Below are 22,368 nucleotides of genomic sequence, written 5' to 3' on the forward strand. Positions count from 1 at the left end.
GATCAGGAGGACACCATGAAGGCCGTCGTCAAGCACGCAGCCGAGCGCGGCATCGATGTCCGTGAGGACTGGGCCGAGCCCGTCGCCGGCCCGGGGCAGGTGCTGCTCGAGGTGGCCGCCGCCTCGCTGTGCGGCACCGACCGGGAGCTCTACGAGTGGACGCCCTCGGCGCAGGCGTTCCGCCTCACACCGCCGGTGGTCCTCGGCCACGAGGGCTCCGGGACGGTGCTCGCGGTGGGCGCGGGCGTCGACAACGTCACCCCCGGCGACCAGGTGGCGCTGGAGAGCCACCTCATCTGCGGCCGGTGCTACCCGTGCCGGACCGGTAGCGCGCACACCTGCGAGCGGACCGGCATCCTCGGCATGCACATCGACGGCGTCTTCGCCGAACGCGTCGCCGTCCCGGCGGGCATCTGCGTGCCGCTGCCCGAGTCGGTGTCGCTGGAGACCGGCGCCCTGCTGGAGTCGGCCGGGGTGGCCATGCACGCCGTCCAGCGGTCCGGGTACGCCGTGGCCGGGCAGTACGTCCTGGTCAACGGCTGCGGGCCGGTGGGTCTGGTCACCGCGCAGATCGCCCTCGGACTCGGAGCCGCGGCCGTCGTCGCCGTGGAGCCCAACTCGTTCCGCCGGAAGCAGGCGGAGTCGATCGGCGTCCAGGTGCTCGACCCGTCGGACGACGTCGTCGGCGTCTGCCGCGACCTCGCCGGACGGCGCGGCGGCTTCGACGTCGCCTTCGAGGTCTCCGGTGTGCGCGGAGTGCTGCCGCCGCTGATGGAGGCGCTGCGGCGGGAGGCCACGCTCGTGACGGTGGGACACCCCGAGCGAGCCGGCGCCGATCGACATCGCGGCGTTCGTGAACAAGAAGGGCATCACGCTGCGCGGCATCTTCGGCCGCCGGCTCTGGGACACCTGGGAGCAGTTGCTCCTCCTGCTGCAGTCGGGTCGCATCGACCTCGACTGGCTGATCACCCACCGCCTGCCCCTCGACGAGGCGGACGCCGCGGTCGAACTGCTCACGGGCGATGCGGGGAAGGTCCTGCTCGTCCCGGGTGCGGACCGACGGTGATCCAGCGGGGTCGGGCCGGTACCCCGCCGGCCCGACCCCGTCCGCCTCGCTGTCGCGGCAACTGATCGCCTGCCCCGGCTGCTCGCTCGCACGCGACCAGGCCGTCGTCGTGACGCATCGGCGAGGTGGCGCGTCGCGTCCTCGACCCCACCCCGTGGACGTCCTCCGGCGCCGAGCTGTGCGGCGCTCGCCGGCCGGCGCGAGTCACCGGATCGAGATCGCCCGCGATTCGCCGATGTGCCGCAACCCGGGGATGCTGCCGCCGATGATCACGCAGCGAGGGGGTGACCGTGGATCCGCAGCGTCGTCCGTCGGCCCTGCCCGGTCCGGTGCGCCGACGAGCCGCCTACCGCCGCCGGCCACCTCCGCGCGGGCCGTGCCGCCGCTGCACCAGTCCCGAGCGCTGAGCCGGTCGCCCGTCGGCGGGTGGCCACCTCGACCGCCGATGGACCTCCCGCCCCCCGGTCGGAGACAACCGGGACGTCCACGCATCCTGCACACGAACAGGGGATGAGCCTTGTCCAGGTCTCACCAGGAAGCCGCCGTCCCGCCGGCGTCGAACACGTCCATCGTCAAGGTCGTCGGCGCCAGTCTCGTCGGGACCACCGTGGAGTGGTACGACTTCTTCCTCTACGGATCGGCCGCCGCGCTGGTCTTCAACAAGCTGTTCTTCCCTGACTTCGACCCGCTGGTCGGGACGCTGCTCGCGTTCGCCACCTACGCGGTGGGCTTCGCGGCCCGGCCGATCGGTGGGGTGATCTTCGGCCACTACGGCGACAAGATCGGCCGCAAGCAGATGCTGGTCATCACGCTGATGCTGATGGGTGGCGCGACGTTCCTCATCGGTCTGCTCCCGACCTACGGGGCGATCGGCGTCTGGGCACCGATCCTGCTGATCGTCCTCCGGCTGGTGCAGGGCTTCGCCCTCGGCGGCGAGTGGGGCGGGGCGGTGCTGATGGCCGCCGAGTACGGCACGCCCGAGCGGCGCGGGTACTGGGCGTCCTGGCCGCAGGCCGGCGCGCCGGCGGGCAACCTCCTCGCCGTCGCCGTCCTCGCGGTGGTCTCCGCGACGACGACCGACGAGCAGTTCGAGTCCTGGGGCTGGCGCATCCCGTTCCTGCTGAGCGCGGTGCTGGTGGGCGTGGGTCTCTGGATCCGGGTCTCGATCGAGGAGTCGCCGGTCTTCCGGGCCGCCCGGGAGCACGCCGCAACGGCCGAGGAGGCGCCCAAGCTGCCCGTCGTCCAGGTGCTGCGCGAGTACCCCCGCGAGATCATCCTGGCCATCGGCGCCCGCCTGGCGGAGAACATCGGCTACTACATCTTCACCGCGTTCGCGCTGGCCTACGCCACCGGCGAGGCGGGCATCTCGCGGAGCACGGCGCTGAACGCGGCGCTGATCGCCTCGGCGATCCACTTCGTGGCGATCCCCGCGATGGGTGCGCTGTCCGACAAGTTCGGCCGCCGGCCCGTGTACGTGTTCGGGGCCGTGGGCGTCGGCGTGTGGGGCTTCGTCTTCTTCGCCCTGTACGACTCGGGGTCGTTCCTCCTGCTGGCGCTCGCCGGCACGATCGGCCTGATCTTCCACGGGGCGATGTACGGGCCCCAGGCGTCCTTCTTCTCCGAGCTGTTCTCCACCCAGGTGCGGTACAGCGGTCTGTCGGTGGCCGGTCAGGTGTCCTCCATCGTGGCGGGCAGCCTGGCGCCGATCATCGCCACCGCGCTGCTGCTGGAGTACGGCAACTCCCTCCCGATCTCGCTGTACCTGGCCGGTGCCGCGGTGCTCACCGTGCTCGCCGTCCTGCTCAGCCGGGAGACCGCGCGCAGCGACCTGACGCGGGACCCCGCCGCCGATCGGGCGTCGGTCGGCGCCGGCCGCCCCTGAGCCGGCCGTCCAGTGCAGCGCAACAAGGTCATCTCAGCCGAGGCCGCGGCGCAGATCGTCGTCGACGGCGACACGGTCGCCACGGGCGGCTTCGTCGGCACCGGCTTCGCCGAGGAGCTGGCGCTCGCACTGGAACGGCGGTTCGAGGCCACTGGCTCGCCGCGGGACCTCACGCTGGTCTACGCGGCGGGCCAGGGCGACGGCGGCACGCGGGGGCTGAACCACTTCGGCGCCGACGGCATGGTGCGCCGGGTGATCGGCGGGCACTGGGGGCTCGTGCCGAGCCTCGGCGTGCTCGCCCTCGACAACCGCATCGAGGCGTACTGCTGGCCGCAGGGCGTGATCAGCCACCTGTTCCGGGAGATCGCCGGCGGCCGCCCGGGCGTGGTGACCAAGGTGGGGCTCGGCACGTTCGTCGATCCACGGCACGGGGGCGGCCGGATGAACGACTGCACCACCGAGGAGCTCGTCGAGCTGGTGACGCTGCGCGGGGAGGAGCACCTGTTCTTCCCCGCGCAGCCGGTGCACGTGGCTCTGCTGCGGGGCACCACCGCCGACCCCGAGGGCAACGTCACGATGGAGCGGGAGGCGCTCACCCTCGAGGTCCTGTCGATGGCGCAGGCCGCCAGGAACTCCGGCGGCGTGGTCATCGTCCAGGTGGAGCGGGTCACCGAGCGCCGGACGCTGAGCCCGCGCGAGGTGAAGATCCCCGGCATCCTGGTCGACGCCGTCGTCGTGGCGAAGCCCGAGAACCACGGCCAGACGTTCGTCGAGGCGTACAACCCCGCCTACACGGGCGAGATCACCGCGCCCAGCACCGGGCTGACCCCAATGCCCCTGGACGCGCGCAAGGTGATCGCCCGCCGCGCAGCGATGTTCCTGTCGGCCAACGCGGTGGTGAACCTCGGGATCGGCATCCCCGAGGGCGTCGCGGCCGTGGCTGCCGAGGAGCGGATCCTCGACCTGATCACGTTGACCGTCGAGCCCGGCGGGGTCGGCGGGATCCCGGCCGGCGGGCTGAGCTTCGGCGCCGTCGCCAACCCGCAGGCGATCATCGACCAGCAGTACCAGTTCGACTTCTACGACGGAGGCGGGCTCGACCAGGCGTTCCTCGGCATGGCGGAGGCCGACGCCGAGGGCAACGTCAACGTCAGCCGGTTCGGTCGCCGGGTCGCCGGTGCGGGCGGCTTCATCAACATCAGCCAGAACGCCCGGTCGGTCTTCTTCCTCGGCACGTTCACGGCCCGCTCACGCGTGTCGGTCCGCGACGGTGCGCTGGTCGTCGACGACACCGGCGCGATACCGAAGTTCCGCGACCGGGTCGGGCAGGTGACCTTCAACGGGCGCCTCGCTGCCGAGCGCGGTCAGTGCGTCTACTACGTCACCGAGCGGTGCGTCCTGCGGCTGACCGAGCGGGGCCTCGAGCTGGTCGAGGTCGCCCCGGGCGTCGACGTGGAACGGGACGTGCTGGCCCACATGGACGTCGCTCCGCTCATCGGCGAGGACCTGTGCGCGATGGACGCGGCGATCTTCCGCGACCGGCCGATGGGGCTGCGCGACCGGCGCCCCGTCGACATGGAGGAGCGCTTCCGGTTCGACGCCGTCACCGACACCGTCTACGTCAACTTCGAGGGGCTGCGGCTGGTGACGGCGCAGGACGCCGACGACCTGGCCCAGTGGCTCGACCGCCGGTTCTCCGCGCTCGACCGGCGGGTGCACGTCGTCGTCAACTACGACAACTTCGACCTCGGCCCGGACGCGGCGGATCACTTCTTCGCCATGGTCAGGAGCAACGAGGATCGCTTCTTCCTCTCCTCCACCCGCTACTCGACCAACGCGTTCTTCCGCCGCCAGTTGGGCCGGGAGTTCACCGAGCACGACCTCTACGCCAACTTCAGCGAACGCCCTCGCTGAGCGCGCTGCGGTCGCGTCAGCGGAGTCGGCGCGACCCGGGCGCTACTGGTCCGTTGCGATCCTGGTGCCGGAGCTCTCCACGGGCACGCCGGTGCGCAGCGCCTTCGGGATCGTCGCGTCGGCCTCGACGTCGTCGATCAGGCGCTGCACCGCGCCCCGGTCACTGGCCGAGCTGATCTCGATGGCGTACTGCACGCCGCGAGAACCGTCCTGGTCGAAGTCCCCGTGGGCGGACACGGCGAGGTGGTCGATGGTGATGCCTCGGTTCGGGGTCGCGCAGCAGGTCGTTGAACAAGCAGCCGGCGACTGCCAGGTGGAGGAGGTGGCCGCCGGACAGGAAATCGACATCGATGGCCGCGCGCTCCGTCAGGTGGTGGTCCACCACCCATGCTCCGGTCCCCTCGGCGCCCACGTCGTTCCCGATGGTGCGGATCGTCGCCCGGAACTCGCCCATGCTCGGCTCCTCCCTCGCGACTCACCAGGCACCAGCGGTCGTGGCGAGCAGTCGCTGCCGAGGCCGGTGCCGACCACCCGCGCCTGCGCGCTCACCGTCCTGACCCCGAGTCTCGCGCATGTCGGGCCCTCCGGGTTCGGCACGGGCACGGGACGACGGTCCTCGGGCCGGCCGCGGGGTCGTGCACGCCGCCACGCGCTGTGCACACCGCATCATCGAGAACTCCCCGAGGGCGGCGACCCGGCCGGTGTGGCGCGGCTCGGTCCGTGGTCGGGGAGCTGACCTTCCGCCTCGGGTTCGGCCGACCCGGGGCGGCGCACCGTGTAGGAGAGCCGTTCGAGCAGCACGGCGGCGGCCTCCGGGTTCTCCCGCACGGCACGGCGCAGCTCCGGCGTCCCGGGGTCGGACCTCTTCAGCCTGTGCCGGCGATCGCGCAGGGGTGCCGGCCACAGCACCTGGATGCCCGCGTTCAGGTGCGCCCCAAGGATGATCGCGAAGGCGATGAAGAAGGTGGCGAGCAGGAACGCGATGGGTGCGGCCAGCGCGCCGTAGCTGAAGCCGGTCGCGGTCAGCCAGTCGAGGTAGAGCCGCAGTCCGGATGCGCCGGCGAGGAACACGAGAGCGGCGAGGAGCGACCCGGGCAGTCCGCGGTACCACGGCGGCTTCAGCGGCAGGGCGACCCGGTACAGCGTCGTGAGCGCCACCAGCAGGACGAGCGCTACGACCAGGTGGTACAGGGCATCGAAGGCCGGGCCCACGGCGAGTGCCGAGGAGTCGGGCAGGAGGGCGAGGATCCGCTCCGGTCCGAGGGCGACGAGCGGGAGGGCGATGATCCCGGTGATCAGGCCGACGAGGTACGTGAGCATCGCGAGCACGCGCTGCCAGATGAGGTTGCGCAGCTCGTACTGGTCGTGCGCGCGCGTGATGGCGTCGACGAAGGCGGACACCGCCGACGAGCCCGACCAGAACGAGAGGAGGAACCCGATCGAGACGATCTCTCCACGAGCCGTGCTCAGGATGTCGGCCACGGTGGGGGAGATGATCTCGTCCAGGGCGTTCTGGCTGAAGAACCCGCCGGTGAGCTCGATGATCCACTGCTGGACCGCCGCGACGGTGTCCGGGCCGAACACGCCGCCCACGTAGCCGAGGATCCCGAAGAGCCCGAGCAGCAACGGTGGCAGGGACAGCGTCTGCCAGAACGCCGCTGCCGCCGACTCGCTGAAGATGTCACCGTTCCAGGCGCGGCCCATCGTGCGCCTCAGCAGCCGGTGTGCGGCGTTCCCTCGTACCGGGGCGCGATCCGTCGAGCCAGCCGCTCGGACCGCGTCCGCCGGGTCGGTACCCGTTCGCCCGTTCGGCGCCTCCGCCATCGTCAGAGGATGCGCCCTGCGGGGCCGTTCCGTCCCTGTTCGGGCCGCCGACCGGCCGGCTCCGGGCAGTGGGACGGGACGGCCGAGCACCCCGGGCGGTGGGGACCGGCCGCCGCCCTGTCAGCCGAGCTCGGCGGCGACCATCGGGACCAGGGTGAGGTGCGGCTTGTTGCGCTCGAGCACCTGCAGCGCCCACTTGTTGGTGAACAGGGCCAGCAGCTCGCCGTCGGCGCGCTGCAGCACCTCGACGTCCCGGGCGGTGGCGAGCTCGGGCGCGGACTCCCGGTCGGTGATCCGGGCGATCGTGTAGGGGAGTGGTTCCAGGGAGATCCGGGCGCCGAACTCGTGCTCCATGCGGTGGCTGGCCACCTCGAACTGCATGGGGCCGACGACGGCGAAGACCGGGGCGCCGTCCCCGCGACGCTCGGACACCAGCACCTGGACGACACCCTCGCCGCCCAGGGTCTCGATGCCCTTGCGGAACTGCTTGTACTTCGACGTGTCCGCCGCCCGGGCGACGGCGAAGTGCTCCGGCGCGAAGGTGGTGATGGGGGGATAGACGACCGGGTCGCCGGCGTAGAGGGTGTCGCCGACGCCGAGGGCCGCGGCGTTGACCAGGCCGACGACGTCCCCGGGGTAGGCGGTCTCGAGGGTCTCCCGCTCGCGGCCGAGCACCTGCTGGGCGTACTTGGTGGCGAACGGCCGGCCGGTTCGACCGTTGGTGACGACCATCCCGCGCTCGAAGACGCCCGAGCAGACCCGCAGGTAGGCCAGCCGGTCCCGGTGCCCGGCGTCCATGCCGGCCTGCACCTTGAACACGAAGCCGCTGAACGGCGCGTCGAGCGGGTGCGGCTCGCCGTCCTCGTCGGGCCGGTCGACCGGGGCGGGGGCCAGGCCGACCAGGACGTCGAGCAGCTGGCCTACGCCGAAGTTGGACACCGCGGACGCGAACAGCACCGGCGTGCTGGCGTGGGCCAGGAACAGCTCCTGGTCGTGCACGGCGCCGGTCTCGGTCAGCAGCTCGGACTCCTCGACCGCCTGCGACCAGGTGTCGCCCTCCCGGGCCAGCGCTTCCTCGGCGGAGAGCACCTGCTCCGGGGCGATCGTCGCCCCGCCGGCGGTCCGGGTGAAGTGGCGGTAGCTGCCGTCGCGCCGGTCGAGGACGCCGCGGAAGTCCCCGGCGATCCCGACCGGCCAGGTCAGCGGCGTCGGGGCCAGCCCGGTCCGGTCGGCCACCTCGTCCATCAGGGCGAGTGCGTCCATGCCGGGGCGGTCCCACTTGTTGACCACGGTGATCACCGGGATCCCCCGGTGCCGGCAGACGGCGAACAGCTTCATGGTCTGCGCCTCGAGGCCCTTCGCGGCGTCGATGAGCATGACCGCGGCGTCCACCGCGGTGAGCACCCGGTAGGTGTCCTCCGAGAAGTCGGCGTGGCCGGGGGTGTCGAGGAGGTTGACGACGGTGTCGCGGTAGGAGAACTGCAGCGCCGCGGACGTGATCGAGATCCCGCGGGCGCGCTCCATGTCCATCCAGTCCGACAGGGTGCCCCGCCGGCCGGCCTTGCCGTGCACCGCACCGGCCTGGCCGATGACGCGGGCGTGCAGGGCCAGGGCCTCGGTGAGCGTGGACTTCCCGGCATCGGGGTGGCTGATCACCGCGAAGGTGCGCCGGCGGGCGGCCTCGGTCACCACGTCGGTCGGTGTCCCCTCCGCATCGTCCGTGCGGATCGGGGCGGTCGCGGTCATGAGCAGCTCTCCCTGGTGTGGCGTCGTCGTTCCTCGTGGCGGGCGTCGGCGCACGCCGCAGCGCCCGGCCGGTCCTCGTGCGGGACCGCTGCGCGCCGGCGGGCGAGCGCGCCAGCACACGGCCAGCCGTCCCCCCGGCACGCCGGTGGGGCATCGTGGCGGGCGCCGGACGGTCCACCTCGTGCAGCAGTCGGAGGACCTCCCGCATTTCCTCGGGGCTGAGATCCATGGCCGCACGCCGGTCCGGCCTGCGGCGGCCGACCGCAGACCCCCTCCGGCCATCCTGCCGGGCGGGGCCAGGGCGGACCGGCGCACGTGGTCCGGCGCCACGTCGGAGGTCGCGGGCCCTGTCCCGGGTGCGCTGGGCACCGCTAGGGTCAGCCGCTCGACGAGTGGCCGGACGTCCGGGAGCAGGTCCACGGGGAGACCGCATGAGCGACACGATCACGAGCGCACCCACTGCAGATCACCCGGCGCGGCGCACGCCGCGGCGCATCCTCGTGGTCGTCGCGATGAAGGGCCTCGGCGACGCGGTCGAGTCGCTCCCGGCGTTCGAGCTGATCAAGCGCCACCTGCCCGAGGCGGAGCTCCACGCCGGGTACATGACCACGCGGCGATCGACCTCCAAGGACAAGCAGGAGGGGGTCCTCCGCTCGTCGCCGCACGTCGCCGGGCTCGTCCAGCTGCACGGCGACGCCAAGGACCCGAGGAAGTCGCTGCCGAACCTCCTGCGCAACGCGCACGCACTGCGCCCGTTCGACGTCGCGCTGTTCCTCTACAAGCGCGACCGCATCGCATGGACGTGGCCGCTCACCGCGGCGCTGGCCCGGACGCGGCTGCTCTACCGGCACGGCTACCGCTACCGGGACCCGCGGCGGGACGCGCTGTCGGACTTCCCCCAGCACGTGCTGTTCCAGCTCGCCGCGTCGAACCTCCTGCTGGGCAAGCCGCTGGCGACCGCCGAGCCGCCGAGGATCGCCCCCGGGCCGGCCGAGCTCGCGCACGCGGCGCAGGTCTTCGCGGACAACGGCCTGGGCGCCCGGCCGGTGGCGATCTTCAACCTGCGGGCGCCGAAGTACGCGCACATCGGCCGCTGGGGCACCGACCGCTTCGCGCGCGTCGCCGAGGAGCTCCACGCGCGCGGCGTCGACCTCGTCTTCAACGGCGGGCTCCAGGAGCAGGCCGACGAGCTCGACGGCCTCCCCACGCACGTGCGGGAGGCGATCACGGTGATCGGCGGGCACACCCCGCTCGAGCTCGCCGCGGTCATCCAGCGCTGCGACGTGTTCATCGGCGAGCCGTCGGGGCCGACGTTCCTCGCGCTCGCCGTGGGCACGCCGACGGTCACCCTGCAGGGGCCGGGTGACCACGGCTACCCGGGGCAGAACCGCGGGGGCGCCCTCTGGTGGCCGCACCGGCGTACGCACCGGGTCGTCTCGAAGGTCGAGTGGTGCCAGCTGACGATGGGCGCGTCCTGCACGTGCACGCACCTGACCGCCGCGCCCGCGTCCGCGCGGGCGATGAAGTACCTGGGCGTGTGGAAGGTCTACAAGGGCCTGCGCCAGTCCGTCCTCCCGCCGGCTCCGCGGCCGCCGGTGTCCGCGCGCCGCTTCCCGTGCCTGGAGGCCATCGAGCCGGCCGACGTCGTGGCCGCGGTGACCGACCTGCTCGGGGACCGCCTGCGCCCGCCGGCGGCGGCGCCCGACGACCCCGTCGGGACGCGCTGAGCGGGACGGTCCGCACAGCTCCACCGACGACCGCAGGGCGCCCTGGGGCGTTCCCGGGGTCGTGCCGCATTGCCTCCCGGTGGCCGCAGGCGGAGGATCCCAGCCCTGGCCAGTGGTCCGCCCCGCAGTCCGCCACGGCGAGGACGGGAGAGCGCACATGAGCACCGACCGGTCGCGTTCCATCTGGCGGCGACTCCCCGTCGACCAGATCGAGGAGATCGAGGCCGAGAGCGGGGTGGGTCAGCTCACCAAGAGCCTCGGGCTCTGGCAGCTCACCGCGATCGGCGTCGGCGGCATCATCGGCGTCGGGATCTTCTCCCTCGCCGGCCTGGTCGCCCACGGCGACGCGGACAACCCCGGAGTGGGCCCGGCCGTGCTCCTCGCCTTCCTGATCGCCGGCCTCGCCTCGGCCGCCGCCGCGCTGTCCTACGCCGAGTTCGCCGGCATGATCCCGCGGGCCGGCTCGGCCTACACCTACGGCTACGTCGCGCTCGGCGAGTTCATCGGCTGGTTCATCGGCTGGGACCTGCTGCTGGAGTACATCGCGATCGTCGCCGTCGTCGCGATCGGCATCTCCGGGTACCTCGAGGCGTTCCTCGCCGGCTTCGGCGCCGACCTGCCCCTGGCGATCGCCGCCAGCGCCGAGGACGGCGGCATCGTCAACCTGCCCGCCGTCCTGATCTGCCTGCTCGTCACCTGGATCCTCAGCCGCGGCACGAGGACCTTCGGCCGCTTCGAGCTGATCGCCGTCGGCATCAAGATCCTGCTGATCCTGTTCATCATCGGGCTGGGCGTCTTCTACATCGACGCCGGCAACTACGACCCGTTCATGCCGGCCGGGTTCGGCGCGGTGCTCACCGGCGCGGCCACCGTCTTCTTCGCCGTCTTCGGCTACGACGCCATGAGCACCGCCGCCGAGGAGGCCGAGGACGGCCGGAAGCACATGCCCAAGGCGATCCTGCTGTCCCTGGTCATCGCGATGACCCTCTACGTCGCCGCGACCCTGGTCCTCACCGGCATGCAGAGCTACACCGACATCGACCCCGAGGCCGGGTTCGCCTCCGCGTTCACCAGCGTGGGCCTGCCGGTCATCGCCGGCATCATCTCCGTCTTCGCGGTGCTCTCGATCCTGACCGTGATGCTGACCTTCCTGCTCGGCGTCACCCGGGTCTGGTTCTCGATGAGCCGGGACGGGCTGCTCCCGCCGTGGTTCGCCCAGGTCGACCGGCACGGCACCCCGCAGCGGGTGACCTGGATCGCCGGCATCGCCTCGGCGCTGCTCGCGGGCGTGTTCCCGATCCGTGAGGTCGCCGACCTGACCAACATCGGCATCCTGTCCGCGTTCATCGTGGTCTGCGTGGCGGTGATCCTCTTCCGCTACACGCGCCCGGACGCCCCGCGGTCCTTCCGGCTCCCGTGGATGCCCGTGGTGCCGGCGGTCGGCGTCCTCGCGTCGCTGTTCCTCATCGCGCAACTGCACTGGCAGACCTGGCTGCGCTTCGCCGTCTGGCTGGTGATCGGGCTGGTCATCTACGTCACCTACGGCCGGAGGCACTCGCTGCTGAACCCCGACCGACCGCACCGCGGGGGCGCGATCCGGTCCTGAGCGCGGCGCCTACTGCTCCGCGGCGCGGTGCTCGACGGACAGCAGCAGGTCGCGCAGGTCGTCCTCGAGCCGCCGCACCTGGGCGGCGGGCAGGTCGGCCAGCAGCCGTTGCTGCTCGGCGAGCCCGGCGCCGACCGCCTCGTCGATCAGCGCCCGGCCGCTGTCGGTGAGCCGCACCACCAGCGCCCGCCGATCGGCGGGATCAGGGCTGCGGACCAGGTGCCCGGCTCGCTCCAGCCGGTCCAGCCGGCTGGTCATCCCGCCGCTGCTGAGCATCAGCGCGTCGGTGAGCCGCCCGGGTGACATTCCGTCCGGGGTGCCGGCCCGGCGCAGCGTGGCCAGGACGTCGAAGTCGGCCCGGGTGATGCCGAAGCGGCCGTAGCACCGCTCCTGGACGTCGGCGACCAGGCGCGCGGCCCGGTAGATCCGCCCGAACACCGCCATGGCCGGGGTCTCCAGGTCGGGCCGCTCGACCGCCCACTGCTCGACGATGGCGTCTACGCCGTCCCGCTTCCTCATGGGCCCAGTATCCCGCATCTCTCGGTTGACAGAAGCACGCTCATGAGTATCTTGGCAGCAAGATACCAGCCACCGAGAGACCGAGGCACGACATGGCCGCCCTGACGTTGCCGACACCGCACCCGACGACGACGGCGGCACCGTCGCCCCGGCTCGGACCCGCCACCCTCCTCGCCGCGGTGGCGCCGGTCACCTGGGGGACGACGTACGCCGTCACGACGGAGTGGCTGCCTCCGGACCGGCCGCTGCTGGCCGCCACGGTGCGCGCCCTGCCGGCCGGCCTGCTCCTCGTGGCCGTCGGGCGGCGGCTGCCCCGCGGCTCCTGGTGGGGCAAGGCCGCCGTCCTCGGCGTGCTCAACATCGGTGCCTTTTTCGCGCTGCTCTTCGTCGCCGCCTACCGGCTGCCCGGCGGGGTGGCCGCGGTCCTCGGGGCGGCCCAGCCGCTGCTGGTCGCCGTCCTCGCGGTGCCGCTGCTCGGTCAGCGGCTGCAGCCGCGGACCCTGCTGCTCGGCGCCCTCGGGGTGGGCGGCGTCGCGCTCATCGTGCTGAGCGGCCCGGTGACCCTCGACCCGGTCGGCATCGCGGCCGGCCTCGCGGGCACCGCCTGCATGGGCACCGGCGTCGTGCTCACCAAGCGGTGGGGGAGGCCGGTGCCGGTGCTCGCCTTCACCGGCTGGCAGCTGACCGCCGGCGGCCTGCTCCTGCTGCCGCTCGCCCTGCTCGTCGAGGGGCTGCCCACCGCGCTCACCGGCACCGAGGCCGGCGGGCTGCTGTACCTGATCACCGTCAACACGGCACTGGCCTACGCGCTCTGGCTGCGCGGCATCGGCACGCTGCCCGCCGACCGGATCAGCTTCCTGGGGCTGCTCAGCCCGGTGGTCGCCGCGACGGTGGGATGGCTGCTGCTCGGCGAGGTGCTCACCGCACCGCAGCTGGCCGGCATGGCCGTGGCGCTGAGCTGCGTCGTCCTCGCCCAGCGCGCCGGCCGGCACTGAGCGGGAGTGCTCGGAGGAGCTGACCAGCGGTGAGCCGCCCCCGCGGCTGGTGCCCTGCCGCCCCGGCCGGTTCACGACCGGGTGACGGGATCCCCCCAGCCGATCCGGCCGGCGAGCTCGCGCAGCCGGGCGCCGAGCACCGGGTCGACCGAGGCGGCCCAGGCCACCCGGCCGAGCACGTGGTCGCGGAAGGTGGCCGGGTCCCGGTCGCGGACCTGCGTGGCCCAGCCGTGGACGGCGCAGTTGTGCAGCAGCGCGCGCAGCGCGTCCCGCTCCGGGCGCGGCAGCGTGGGCCGCACGTTCACCACCGTGCCCAGCACTCCCTGGCGGCCGGCCGACGTCCGGGACCGGGTCTTGGCCGCGTTGAGCCGGAAGCCCTCCTCGGTGGCCACCTCCCCGGCCAGCCCGGCGAGGCGGCCGCGGTCGAGGCCCCGGCCGCGGCTGAACGTCAGGTCGTCGACGTACCGGGTGCAGACCGCCCCGAACGACGCGGCGAGACCGGCGAGCTGATGGTCCAGCCGGAAGCAGACCAGTTCGCCAGCGCCGGTGACGTGGGCGCGCCCGCGGGGAGGTGCGGCACGGCGAGCCGCAGGCCCAGGCGGCGGTGCCGGTCGAAGTCGGCGGGCACCGGCGCGTGCTGCCACACCGCCCGCGGCACCACCGTCGTCACCAGGCCGGTCACCGCGTGGGCGACCGGCTCGGGCAGCCCGCCGACGGTCCGCAGCAGCCCGTGCACGCGCTCCGCCCGGATGCTCGCGAAGCACTGCTCCAGGTCCAGCTGGACGACGACGGCCGCCCCGGCGTGCGGGGCGACCGCGGTGCGCACCGACCGGCCGGGCACGCAGCCGTGCGCCGTGTCGTGCAGCGGCAGGGGAGCCAGGACGTGCCGCAGCAGCCGCCGTTGCGCCTCCTTCAGCCGCGGCTTCGGGGCGGCCAGCAGCCGGCCGTCCACCGTCGTCCACCGGTAGTGCCGCAGCGGCTTGAGAGCGGTGCGCTCCAGCCCGCGCACGTCGGCGAACCAGGACAGCTCACCTGCGTCGACGTCCAGCAGCCGGGCGAGCGCGGCCAGGTCGGGCAGCTCGGCCACGCCGGAGGGCCGGCGGACGACGGTGGTGCCCACCGGCTGCCAGCGCACCACCCGGGGCTGCGGGTGCACGGTCCAGCCGCGGCGCCAGCCCTCCGTCGTCCGCAGGAGGCCGGCCAGCTCCCTCGGCCGGTCGGCCGGCGCGTCCGGGTACGCGGCCAGCACCTCGTCGACCAGCCTCCCGACCCAGCGCGGTGCACGGGGCAGCCAGCGGGCCACCGCAGCCCGCCGGACCATCTCCCGGCGCCGCCAGGGCCCACCGAGCAGGGCCAGGGCGAGACCGGACGCGGTGGTCGACTGCCGGCGTCCGCCCGCCGGCGTCACCGGCCGGCGGGGCGTGCGCGACGGGGTGGGCAGCCGTCCCTCGAGGGACTCGCCGGGGCGTGCGCGGAGCGCGCCGTCTGGCGGGTGACGCGGTGCTGAGCCTGCGTGCGGACCCGGGGTTTCCCCCGGGTGACCGGCTGACGCCGATCGTCCTGCCCGCCCCGTCGCGCACGCGGACACGGTGGGGGGTGGTGCCCGGCGACGGGCGGGCCGGCCCGACGCGCCCCGCGCCTCCTCCACGCGCCGCCTCCGCGCCGCGGAAGGCATGGCGCGTCCCGGGCGCCGGGCCTACGGTTCGTCTGGTCGGCGCCCTCGAGGTCGGCCGGCGGTGCACCGGGCCGACGGCACAGGGGGACACGGGGATGCCTCAGCGACTCCGCGACGGGGACGCCGGATGAGCATGCGGCCGTCACGGGGGATCCGGCGCACGCTGCGGGTGACCGTGGCGGCCGGACTCGCGGCGGGCGTCGTCACCGGTCTGCCCGCGGCCGTGGCGGGATCGCTGGGGCAGGACGCCGCGGCCCCCCAGGTCGCCCCGCACCCGGCGGGGAACTTCGCGACGGCGCGCGCCGCCGCCCCGACGCCGTTGCTGCGGCTCGACGTCCCCCTCCCACCGTTCGCGCCGGAGCCGCCGGCCGAGGTGGTCCCGCCGGCTCCTGCCGTCTCCCCGGCTCCCGCGGTGGAACCGGCGCCGGAGCGCCCGCGGGCCAGCGCCGTGGCCGCCTCCTCGCTCACCGGCAGCGGCATCCCGTCGACCGCGCTGGAGGCCTACCGCCGGGCGGCCGAGGGGGCGCACGCCTGCGGGATCGACTGGACGCTGATCGCCGCGATCGGGCGGGTGGAGTCAAACCACGGCCGCTTCGCCGGGGCCGTGCTGCACACCGACGGCCTGTCGTCCCCGCCGGTGATCGGCATCGCGCTCACCGGCGGTGGGGGCACGGCCCGGATCCTCGACACGGACGACGGCCGGCTCGACCGGGACCCGGTGCTCGACCGCGCCGTGGGGCCGATGCAGTTCATCCCCGCCACCTGGGCGCGCTACGCCGCCGACGGGGACGGCGACGGCCGTCGTGACCCGTTCAACGTCTACGACGCGGCTGCCGCGGCGGCGGACTACCTGTGCACCGCGGGCCGGGACCTCTCGGACTCCGCCGGCCGGGCGCGAGCGGTCTTCGCGTACAACCACTCGACCAGCTACGTGACGACGGTGCTGACCGTGGCCGCCGCCTACGCCGGGACGGCGCCGCCCGAGGTCACCACGCCGGAGGGGCCGGCCCCGACCCTGCCGCCCGCCGCACCAGAGGAGCCGCCCACGCCCGAACCGCCGGTGGTGGTCGTCGCCGAGCCGGAACCGGTGGCACCCGTGGAGGAACCGCCTCCGCCGCCGGCCGAGTCGGAGCCTGCTCCCGAGCCGGAGCCCGAGCCGGAGCCGGAGCCCGAGCCGGAGCCTGCTCCCGAGCCGGAGCCTGCTCCTGAGCCGGAGCCGGAGCCTGCTCCTGAGCCGGAGCCGGAGCCGGAGCCGGAGCCGGAGCCTGCTCCTGAGCCGGAGCCGGAGCCGGAGCCGGAGCCTGCTCCTGAGCCGGAGCCCGAGCCGGAGCCGGAGCCGGAGCCGGAGCCGGAGCCTGCTCCTGAGCCCGAGCCTGCCCCGGTGCCGGAGCCCGAACCTGCCCCGGTCCCGGCCCCTGAGCCCGGGCCGATGCCGGAGCCGCCACCGGTGCCCGGCCCAGCGCCGGAGCCCGTGCCCGAGCCGGTCCCCGTGCCCGAGCCGGTCCCCGTGCCCGAGCCGGTCCCCGTGCCCGAGCCGGTCCCCGTGCCCGAGCCGGTCCCCGTGCCCGAGCCGGTCCCCGTGCCCGAGCCGGTCCCCGTGCCCGAGCCGGTCCCCGCGCCCGAGCCGGAGCCCGTGCCGGAGCCCGAGCCGTGTCCCGCCCCGGTGACCGTGGACCTGGTCAACGGCACCGGCGACCAGGCCGTGGCCGACGCGGCCGCGAGCCGGCTGACCGGGGCGGGCCTCACCGTCGCCGGCGTCACCGGCAGCTCGGACGCCTCCGCGTCGGCCATCGAGTTCCCGGCGGGCGCCGAGCGGCAGGCCCGGGCGCTGGCCGAGGCGCTCGGCGTCGCGGACCTGCTCCGCCCGGCCGGGGTCGCGCAGGTCACCGTCGTCCTCGGACCGGCCGACGCACCTCGGCTGGTCGAGGCGCTCGGGCGGTTCACCGGGCTGCCCTGCTCGACGGGCGGCTGATCCCCGGGCGTCCCCGGTGCCCGGGCCCGGTGGGACGAGGAGTTCCCCGACGACGAAGGCCGGCCGTCGAGCGGGCGGGGACCGCTGGCTGGGGCGCTGTCCGCTCGTGACGAGACAGCGAACGGCGCGACAAGAAGATGGCGTGCCACCGAGTGGCGGGCCTCCCGGCCGGGGACCACAGTGACCCCGTGGCGCCCAGTTCCGGCAGCATCCCGCCGCCGTCCGGTCACGGCCGAGGACTCAGCCGTCGCCGCTTCCTGGCCGCAGCCTCGCTCGGGACGCTGGCGCTCACCGGGTGCGGCACCGGCTTCTCCCTCGCCAGGGGTGAGGGGACCGGCAGCGTCGAGGGGCGGCTGAGCTTCAGCCTCTGGGCGGGCGACGCGGAGCTCACCGTGTTCCAGGAGCTGGCCGATGCCTGGACGCGGAGCAGCGGGGTGCCCGTCGCCCTCAACGTCGTCCCGTTCGGCGAGCTCCTGACCGGTGTCGACGCCCAGCTCGCCGGCGACCGCGCGCCCGACCTGTTCCGGGTCACGTACCAGGACATCGGCCTGTACGCGGCCGGCGGGGCCCTGCTCGACGTCACCGACCGGCTGCCTCGTGAGGTCACGCAGGGGTTCACCGACGCGTTCCGGCAGGCGGTGAGCCAGGACGGCCGGCTCTACGGCGTGCCGCACCACACCGACACCTCGCTGGTCCTGTACGACGTCGAGGCGGTCCAGGCGGCCGGGCTGGACCCGCCCACCACCCTCGACGAGGCGTGGACCTGGGAGGAGTTCACCGACGCCGCCCGCCGTCTCCCGACCCGGGCCGACCAGTTCCCGTTCGCCGTCAACTGGCAGCAGGCCGGTGCCTACCGCTGGCTGAACTGGGTGGCCCAGAACGGCGGGCGCCTGCTGGACGACGACCTGACCGGGCCCGCGGTCGACAGCCGGGCCGTCCGGGAGGCGCTCGTCCTCACGCAGGGCTTCTTCACCGAGGGCCTCGTCCCCCCGACGACCTCCACCAAGGGCTCGTACGCCGACGAGCTGTTCACGACCCAGACGATCGGCATGGTGTTCGCCGGTGACTTCCTGCTCCCCACGATCGAGCCCACGCTGGCCGAGCAAGGGCGGCAGTACGGCGCCACCTTCCTGCCCCGCGCGGAGTCGGCCGCGGCGGACCTCGGCGGCAACGCCGTCGTCGCCACCGCCACGTCGGTCAACCCGGAGGCCGCAGCCGACTTCCTCGCCTTCCTCGCCGGCGACGAGGCGCAGGCGCGGTTCTGCGAGCAGGCCGTCGTCCTCCCGACCCGCACCGCGCTGATCGAGCGCGGCCTGGAGTACGCCCTCCGCCCCGATCTCATGGAGCTCTACGTCGAGCAGGCGACCACCATCTCGCAGGACCTCGTGGAGCAGGTGACCGTGCCGCAGTTCAACGCCGTCAACACATCGCTGGTCGAGCGGCTGGAGTCGGCGTTCCTCGGGAACGCCGACGCCGGCGAGGTCCTCGACGGCCTGGCCGACGACATCGAGGGACGGCTGTCGTGACGACGGCTGCCACGGCCGCGGTGACGGTGCGCGCTCCCGGCACCCCGGAGCCGGGCAGGCGACGGCGGCGGGGCGGTGAGGCGCCGGCCGCCTGGGCGCTGCTCGCGCCCAACCTGCTGCTGTTCGGGCTGTTCCTGCTGCTACCCCTGCTGGCGACGTCCTGGCTCTCGCTGTACAGCTCCTCGGGCTTCGGCCCCCGCGAGTACGTGGGCGCGGACAACTACCGCGAGCTGTTCGCTGACGCGACGTTCTGGCGGTCGGCCCTCAACACCGCCGTCTACGCCGGGCTCACCGTGCCCGTCTCGCTGGTCCTCGGGCTCGGCGTCGCCTTGGCGATCAACCGGCCGATGCGCGGGCGGGGCCTGCTCCGGGCCGTCTACTACCTGCCGTACGTGATCAGCGGGGTCGTCGTAGCTGTCGCCGGGCGCTGGCTGTTCAACGAGAACGTCGGGGTGGTCAACCGGGCGCTCCGCGCGATCGGCCTGCCCGGGGTCGCCTGGCAGTCCGAGGCGGTGCCGGCGATGGCCGCCCTGGTGCTCATCAGCGTATGGACGAAGGTCGGCTTCGCCATGGTCGTCTACCTGGCAGCGCTGCAGGGGGTGCCCGCCGAGTACCGGGAGGCGGCCGCCACCGACGGGGCCTCCCGATGGCAGACGCTGCGGCACGTCGTCGTCCCGCTGCTCCGGCCGACCACGGTGTTCCTCGTCGTGCTCGGGGTGATCGAGAGCTTCCAGGTGTTCGACGTCGTCTACGTGCTGACCGGCGGCGGGCCGGGCAACGCCACCGAGATGCTGGTGACGTACGCCTACGCCGAGGGCTTCGACGCCCGGCGGCAGGGCTACGCCGCGGCGATCGGCGTGGTCACCTACCTCGTCGTCCTGGCCCTGACCGCCGTGTGGTGGCGACGGCAGCGGGGCCGGGAGGTGGTGTCGTGAGCAGTGCCGTGCGGACGGCGTCGCCCCGGCGCCGGCACAGGAGCGCCGGCCGGGTCCCCTGGCGGTGGCTCGCGCTGCTGCTCGGGGCGCTGGTGATGCTGTTCCCGCTGTACTGGATGCTCGTCACCGCACTGAGCGACACCGCCGCGGTCACCAGTGGGCCCCTGCGGCTCTGGCCGGAGAGCGCGAGCCTCGCGGCGTTCCGGCGGGCCTTCGAGCTGCTGCCGTTCGGGCAGTTCTTCGTCAACTCCGCCGCCATCGCCGTCGTCGCGATGCTGCTGTCGGTGTCGCTGAACCTCGTGGCCGGGTACGTCCTGGCCAAGTACCGGTTCCGCGGCCGGCAGGTGGTCTTCGTGCTGGTCCTGTCGACCCTGATGATCCCGGTGCAGGTCGTCATGGTGCCGCAGTTCCAGCTCGTCGCCGGGCTCGGCTGGGTCGACTCCTACTGGGCGGTCATCGTGCCGCGGGCGGCGGAGGCGTTCGGCATCTTTCTGTGCCGGCAGTTCATGCTCGGGCTGCCCGACGAGGTGCTCGAGGCGGCGCGGCTGGACGGCGCGGGTCATCTGCGGGTGTTCTGGTCGGTGGTGCTGCCGATGAGCCGGCCGTTGATCGCGGTGCTGGTGATCCTCACGTTCATGTACCGCTGGAACGAGTTCGCCTGGCCGCTGATCGTGCTCAACGACCAGCGGCTGTTCACGGTCCCGATCGGGCTGGCCTTCCTGCAGGGTCAGTACGGGACCGACTACCCCGCCCTGATGGGCATGGCGCTGCTCACCACCCTGCCGGTCGTCGTCGTCTTCGCGCTCTTCCAGCGGCAGTTCGTCGAGGGGGTGGCCCGCAGCGGGCTGCGGTGACGCCGGCCGCTCAGGGGAGGGTCGGGTCGTCCGGCACGACGTCGGGCACACGGTTGGGGCCGGCCTCCGGCGGGCGCGGCCGGTCCTGCGGGTGCAGGCGGACCGCGACCAGCGCGACGTCGTCGTCCGGCTTGCCGTCGACGAGGCGTTCGATCAGCTCGTCGCACAGCTCCTGCAGGGGCCGGTCGGCGAGCTCGGCGAGGTGCTTCCGCAGCCGGTCGAGGCCGGTGTCCAGGTCGGCGTCCCGCCGCTCGATCAGGCCGTCGGTGTAGAGCAGCACGGTGGTGCCGCGGTCGAGGGTGACCACGTTCTCCGTCCGCACGGTGGTGGCGTTCACGCCGAGCAGCAGGTCGGCCTTCCAGTCGGCGAGCACCGCCACGCTGCCGTCCGGGTGCAGGGCGAGTGGCGGCAGGTGGCCGGCGTTGGCCCACACCATGCGGGTCACGCCGCGGGCGCGCTCGTCGTCGGTCTGCTCGAACCGGGCCACGGCGGCGGTGGCCAGCGTGTCGAGCTGCAGCACGGCCATCGCCGAGTCCAGGCCGCGCAGCACCTCCGCCGGCGACGCGTCGCTGTAGGCGGCGATGCCGCGCAGCAGGCTGCGCACCTGCCCCATCGCGGCTGCCGCGGCGGTGTCGTGCCCGACGACGTCGCCGATGACCAGCGTCGTGGCCCCGTTGGGCTGCAGGAACGCGTCGTACCAGTCGCCGCCGACCCGGGCCGCCTCGGCCGCGGGCTGGTAGCGCACGACGATCTCGGCGTGGTCGGGCTCCGGCGGCTCGGTGAGCAGGCTGCGCTGCAGCGTCTCGGCCATCTGCTGCTGCTGGCTGAACAGCCGCGCGTTGTCCCAGGCCAGGCCGGCCCGGTCGGCGACGTCCTGGGCGACCGACACGTCGTCGGGGCTGGGGGTGTGGCCGTCGTCGAAGAAGAGGGTCAGCAGGCCCAGCGTCCGGCCGCGGGCCCGCAGCGGCAGCGCGACCTCCGTCCGCGGGTCCAGGACGGCGAGCAGGTCGTGGGCGGTCCCCGGCGGGAGCAGGTCGAGCACGTCGTGCCCGGCGAAGGTGACCGCGGCGTTGGAGTGCAGCGCGCGGCCCACCGGCGCGGTCATCGGCATGGCGTCCAGGCGCACCTCGGCGTAGCGCTCGAGGATCGACCGCCGTGCCGGGTCGACGTGCCAACTGCCGACGTCGCGGGGGTGCCCGTCGTCGTCGATGACGGTGAGGATGCAGTAGTCGGCGAGCGCCGGGACGACGATCCGGGGCAGCCGGGCGGTCGCCGCCTGGACGTCGAGCGTGCTGGCGAGCTCCGCGCTCACCCGGGCCAGCATCGTCAGCCGCCGGGTGGCCCGCTCGGCCTGCTCGTTGGCGCGCCGGCGATCGGTGACCTCGAGGAAGTAGACCGACAGCCCGTCCGGGGTGGGCCAGGCCCGCAGTTCGAACCAGCCGTTGAGCGGCGCCGGGTAGTGCGCGTCGAACGCGAGCGGCTTGCCCGTCTCGACCGCCTGCCGGTAGCTGTCCTCGAAGACGCTGTTCACCGCGGCGGGGAAGGCCTCCCAGATGACCTTGCCGAGCAGCTCGTCACGGCTGTGCTGCAGCAGGCGCTCGGCCTCCGCGTTCACGTGCGTGAAGCGCCACTCGCGGTCGAGGGAGTAGAAGCCGGCCGGCATGGCCTCGAGCAACCGGGTGACCCGGGCTTCGCCGGCGTGCTCGGCCGTCACGTCGAAGGCCACGCCGATGAACCGGGTCGCCGCCTCGCCGGGCTCGCCGAGCGCCCTGCCGCGGGCGGCAACCCACCGGGTGTCCCCGTTCGGCAGCTGGACCCGGTAGTCGGTCTCGAAGTCCCCGACCGTGGCGATGGCGTGCTGGAGCGCCTCGCCCACCCGGGCGACGTCGTCCGGGTGCAGTCGGGCGTTGAACGCCTCGATGGTCTGCTCGAAGGTGTCGGCCTCGTAGCCGAACATCTCCATCAGGCGGGAGTCCCAGGTGAGCTGCTTGCTCACCAGGTCCCAGTCGAACGTGCCGATGCCGGCCGCGGCGATCGCCAGCTGGGCGCGGACGCGGGCAGCCTCCACGTCCGAGGACGCCGCACCGCCGACGGGCGTCCGCTCCACCACTGCACCACCCACAGACC

The 22,368-nt window shown here is 73.9% G+C and carries 17 protein-coding genes; 10 read left to right on the forward strand and 7 right to left on the reverse strand.

All coding sequences use genetic code 11. From position 1 onward, the window contains the following. The first annotated feature begins 15 nt into the window (after positions 1-15). The 3 genes from HL189_RS02600 to HL189_RS02610 all read left to right on the forward strand — a co-directional run bounded on the left by HL189_RS02600 (position 16) and on the right by HL189_RS02610 (position 4,862). On the forward strand, positions 16-1,131 hold the full coding sequence (locus HL189_RS02600; protein ID WP_369132141.1) for a zinc-binding dehydrogenase: 1,116 nt from the start codon (positions 16-18) through the stop codon (positions 1,129-1,131). 452 nt (positions 1,132-1,583) lie between these two features. Next, on the forward strand, positions 1,584-2,948 hold the full coding sequence (locus HL189_RS02605; protein WP_369132142.1) for an MFS transporter: 1,365 nt from the start codon (positions 1,584-1,586) through the stop codon (positions 2,946-2,948). Positions 2,949-2,960: 12 nt separating this feature from the next. Further along, complete coding sequence (locus HL189_RS02610; RefSeq protein WP_369132143.1) at positions 2,961-4,862, forward strand: acyl CoA:acetate/3-ketoacid CoA transferase; 1,902 nt, start codon at positions 2,961-2,963, stop codon at positions 4,860-4,862. Between the two features lie 42 nt (positions 4,863-4,904). Here HL189_RS02610 and HL189_RS02615 read toward each other — a convergent pair whose 3' ends face one another. The 3 genes from HL189_RS02615 to HL189_RS02625 form a co-directional block, all read right to left on the reverse strand. Next, positions 4,905-5,099, reverse strand: a complete 195-nt coding sequence (locus HL189_RS02615; protein ID WP_369132144.1) for a hypothetical protein — start codon at positions 5,097-5,099, stop codon at positions 4,905-4,907. A gap of 429 nt (positions 5,100-5,528) precedes the next feature. Then, positions 5,529-6,566 carry a YihY/virulence factor BrkB family protein gene (locus HL189_RS02620; RefSeq protein WP_369132145.1) on the reverse strand — a complete coding sequence of 346 codons (1,038 nt, stop codon included), beginning with the start codon at positions 6,564-6,566 and terminating at the stop codon, positions 5,529-5,531. A gap of 240 nt (positions 6,567-6,806) precedes the next feature. After that, a complete protein-coding gene (locus HL189_RS02625; protein WP_369132146.1) occupies positions 6,807-8,432 on the reverse strand; it encodes a peptide chain release factor 3 in 1,626 nt (541 codons plus the stop codon). 431 nt (positions 8,433-8,863) lie between these two features. On the opposite strand from HL189_RS02625, the gene HL189_RS02630 reads away from it, so the two are divergent. Next, the gene (locus tag HL189_RS02630) at positions 8,864-10,159 is read left to right on the forward strand and encodes a glycosyltransferase family 9 protein (protein WP_369132147.1); all 1,296 of its coding nucleotides are present in this window, start codon (positions 8,864-8,866) and stop codon (positions 10,157-10,159) included. Positions 10,160-10,316: 157 nt separating this feature from the next. After that, positions 10,317-11,765 carry an amino acid permease gene (locus tag HL189_RS02635; protein ID WP_369132148.1) on the forward strand — a complete coding sequence of 483 codons (1,449 nt, stop codon included), beginning with the start codon at positions 10,317-10,319 and terminating at the stop codon, positions 11,763-11,765. A 9-nt stretch (positions 11,766-11,774) separates the two neighbouring features. On the opposite strand, the gene HL189_RS02640 is transcribed toward HL189_RS02635, so the two are convergent. Next, positions 11,775-12,284 carry a MarR family winged helix-turn-helix transcriptional regulator gene (locus tag HL189_RS02640; RefSeq protein WP_369132149.1) on the reverse strand — a complete coding sequence of 170 codons (510 nt, stop codon included), beginning with the start codon at positions 12,282-12,284 and terminating at the stop codon, positions 11,775-11,777. 92 nt (positions 12,285-12,376) lie between these two features. Here HL189_RS02640 and HL189_RS02645 point away from each other — a divergent pair, with 92 nt between their 5' ends. Next, positions 12,377-13,279: an EamA family transporter gene (locus HL189_RS02645; protein ID WP_369132150.1), complete on the forward strand. Its 903-nt coding sequence runs from the start codon at positions 12,377-12,379 to the stop codon at positions 13,277-13,279. A 71-nt stretch (positions 13,280-13,350) separates the two neighbouring features. Here HL189_RS02645 and HL189_RS02650 read toward each other — a convergent pair whose 3' ends face one another. Together HL189_RS02650 and HL189_RS02655 are read right to left on the reverse strand one after the other, a co-directional pair. Then, positions 13,351-13,671 (reverse strand): hypothetical protein, encoded by a 321-nt coding sequence (locus tag HL189_RS02650; protein WP_369132151.1) that lies wholly within the window; start codon positions 13,669-13,671, stop codon positions 13,351-13,353. Between the two features lie 56 nt (positions 13,672-13,727). Next, a complete protein-coding gene (locus HL189_RS02655; protein ID WP_369132152.1) occupies positions 13,728-14,687 on the reverse strand; it encodes a hypothetical protein in 960 nt (319 codons plus the stop codon). A 394-nt stretch (positions 14,688-15,081) separates the two neighbouring features. Here HL189_RS02655 and HL189_RS02660 point away from each other — a divergent pair, with 394 nt between their 5' ends. From HL189_RS02660 to HL189_RS02675, 4 genes are all read left to right on the forward strand, one after another. Then, on the forward strand, positions 15,082-16,926 hold the full coding sequence (locus tag HL189_RS02660) for a lytic murein transglycosylase (protein ID WP_369132153.1): 1,845 nt from the start codon (positions 15,082-15,084) through the stop codon (positions 16,924-16,926). A gap of 188 nt (positions 16,927-17,114) precedes the next feature. Beyond that, positions 17,115-18,452 (forward strand): ABC transporter substrate-binding protein, encoded by a 1,338-nt coding sequence (locus HL189_RS02665; protein WP_369132154.1) that lies wholly within the window; start codon positions 17,115-17,117, stop codon positions 18,450-18,452. Next, positions 18,449-19,387, forward strand: a complete 939-nt coding sequence (locus tag HL189_RS02670) for a carbohydrate ABC transporter permease (protein ID WP_369132155.1) — start codon at positions 18,449-18,451, stop codon at positions 19,385-19,387. The genes HL189_RS02665 and HL189_RS02670 overlap by 4 nt, the downstream gene beginning before the upstream one ends. Continuing rightward, positions 19,384-20,241: a carbohydrate ABC transporter permease gene (locus tag HL189_RS02675; RefSeq protein WP_369132156.1), complete on the forward strand. Its 858-nt coding sequence runs from the start codon at positions 19,384-19,386 to the stop codon at positions 20,239-20,241. Before HL189_RS02670 ends, HL189_RS02675 begins: the two co-directional genes overlap by 4 nt. A 10-nt stretch (positions 20,242-20,251) precedes the next feature. Here HL189_RS02675 and HL189_RS02680 read toward each other — a convergent pair whose 3' ends face one another. Then, a complete protein-coding gene (locus HL189_RS02680; RefSeq protein WP_369132157.1) occupies positions 20,252-22,348 on the reverse strand; it encodes a SpoIIE family protein phosphatase in 2,097 nt (698 codons plus the stop codon). Positions 22,349-22,368 lie beyond the last annotated feature (20 nt).

Origin of the sequence: Modestobacter sp. I12A-02662, assembly GCF_041028325.1 — a bacterium.
Taxonomy (GTDB): Bacteria; Actinomycetota; Actinomycetes; order Mycobacteriales; family Geodermatophilaceae; genus Modestobacter.

Coding starts and splice junctions, on each gene's coding strand:
- HL189_RS02620 (WP_369132145.1), bottom strand. CDS start 6,566: ATGGGCCGCGCCTGGAACGGTGACATCTTCAGCGAGTCGGCGGCAGCG.
- HL189_RS02625 (WP_369132146.1), bottom strand. CDS start 8,432: ATGACCGCGACCGCCCCGATCCGCACGGACGATGCGGAGGGGACACCG.
- HL189_RS02645 (WP_369132150.1), top strand. CDS start 12,377: ATGGCCGCCCTGACGTTGCCGACACCGCACCCGACGACGACGGCGGCA.
- HL189_RS02660 (WP_369132153.1), top strand. CDS start 15,082: ATGAGCATGCGGCCGTCACGGGGGATCCGGCGCACGCTGCGGGTGACC.
- HL189_RS02600 (WP_369132141.1), top strand. CDS start 16: ATGAAGGCCGTCGTCAAGCACGCAGCCGAGCGCGGCATCGATGTCCGT.
- HL189_RS02640 (WP_369132149.1), bottom strand. CDS start 12,284: ATGAGGAAGCGGGACGGCGTAGACGCCATCGTCGAGCAGTGGGCGGTC.
- HL189_RS02630 (WP_369132147.1), top strand. CDS start 8,864: ATGAGCGACACGATCACGAGCGCACCCACTGCAGATCACCCGGCGCGG.
- HL189_RS02635 (WP_369132148.1), top strand. CDS start 10,317: ATGAGCACCGACCGGTCGCGTTCCATCTGGCGGCGACTCCCCGTCGAC.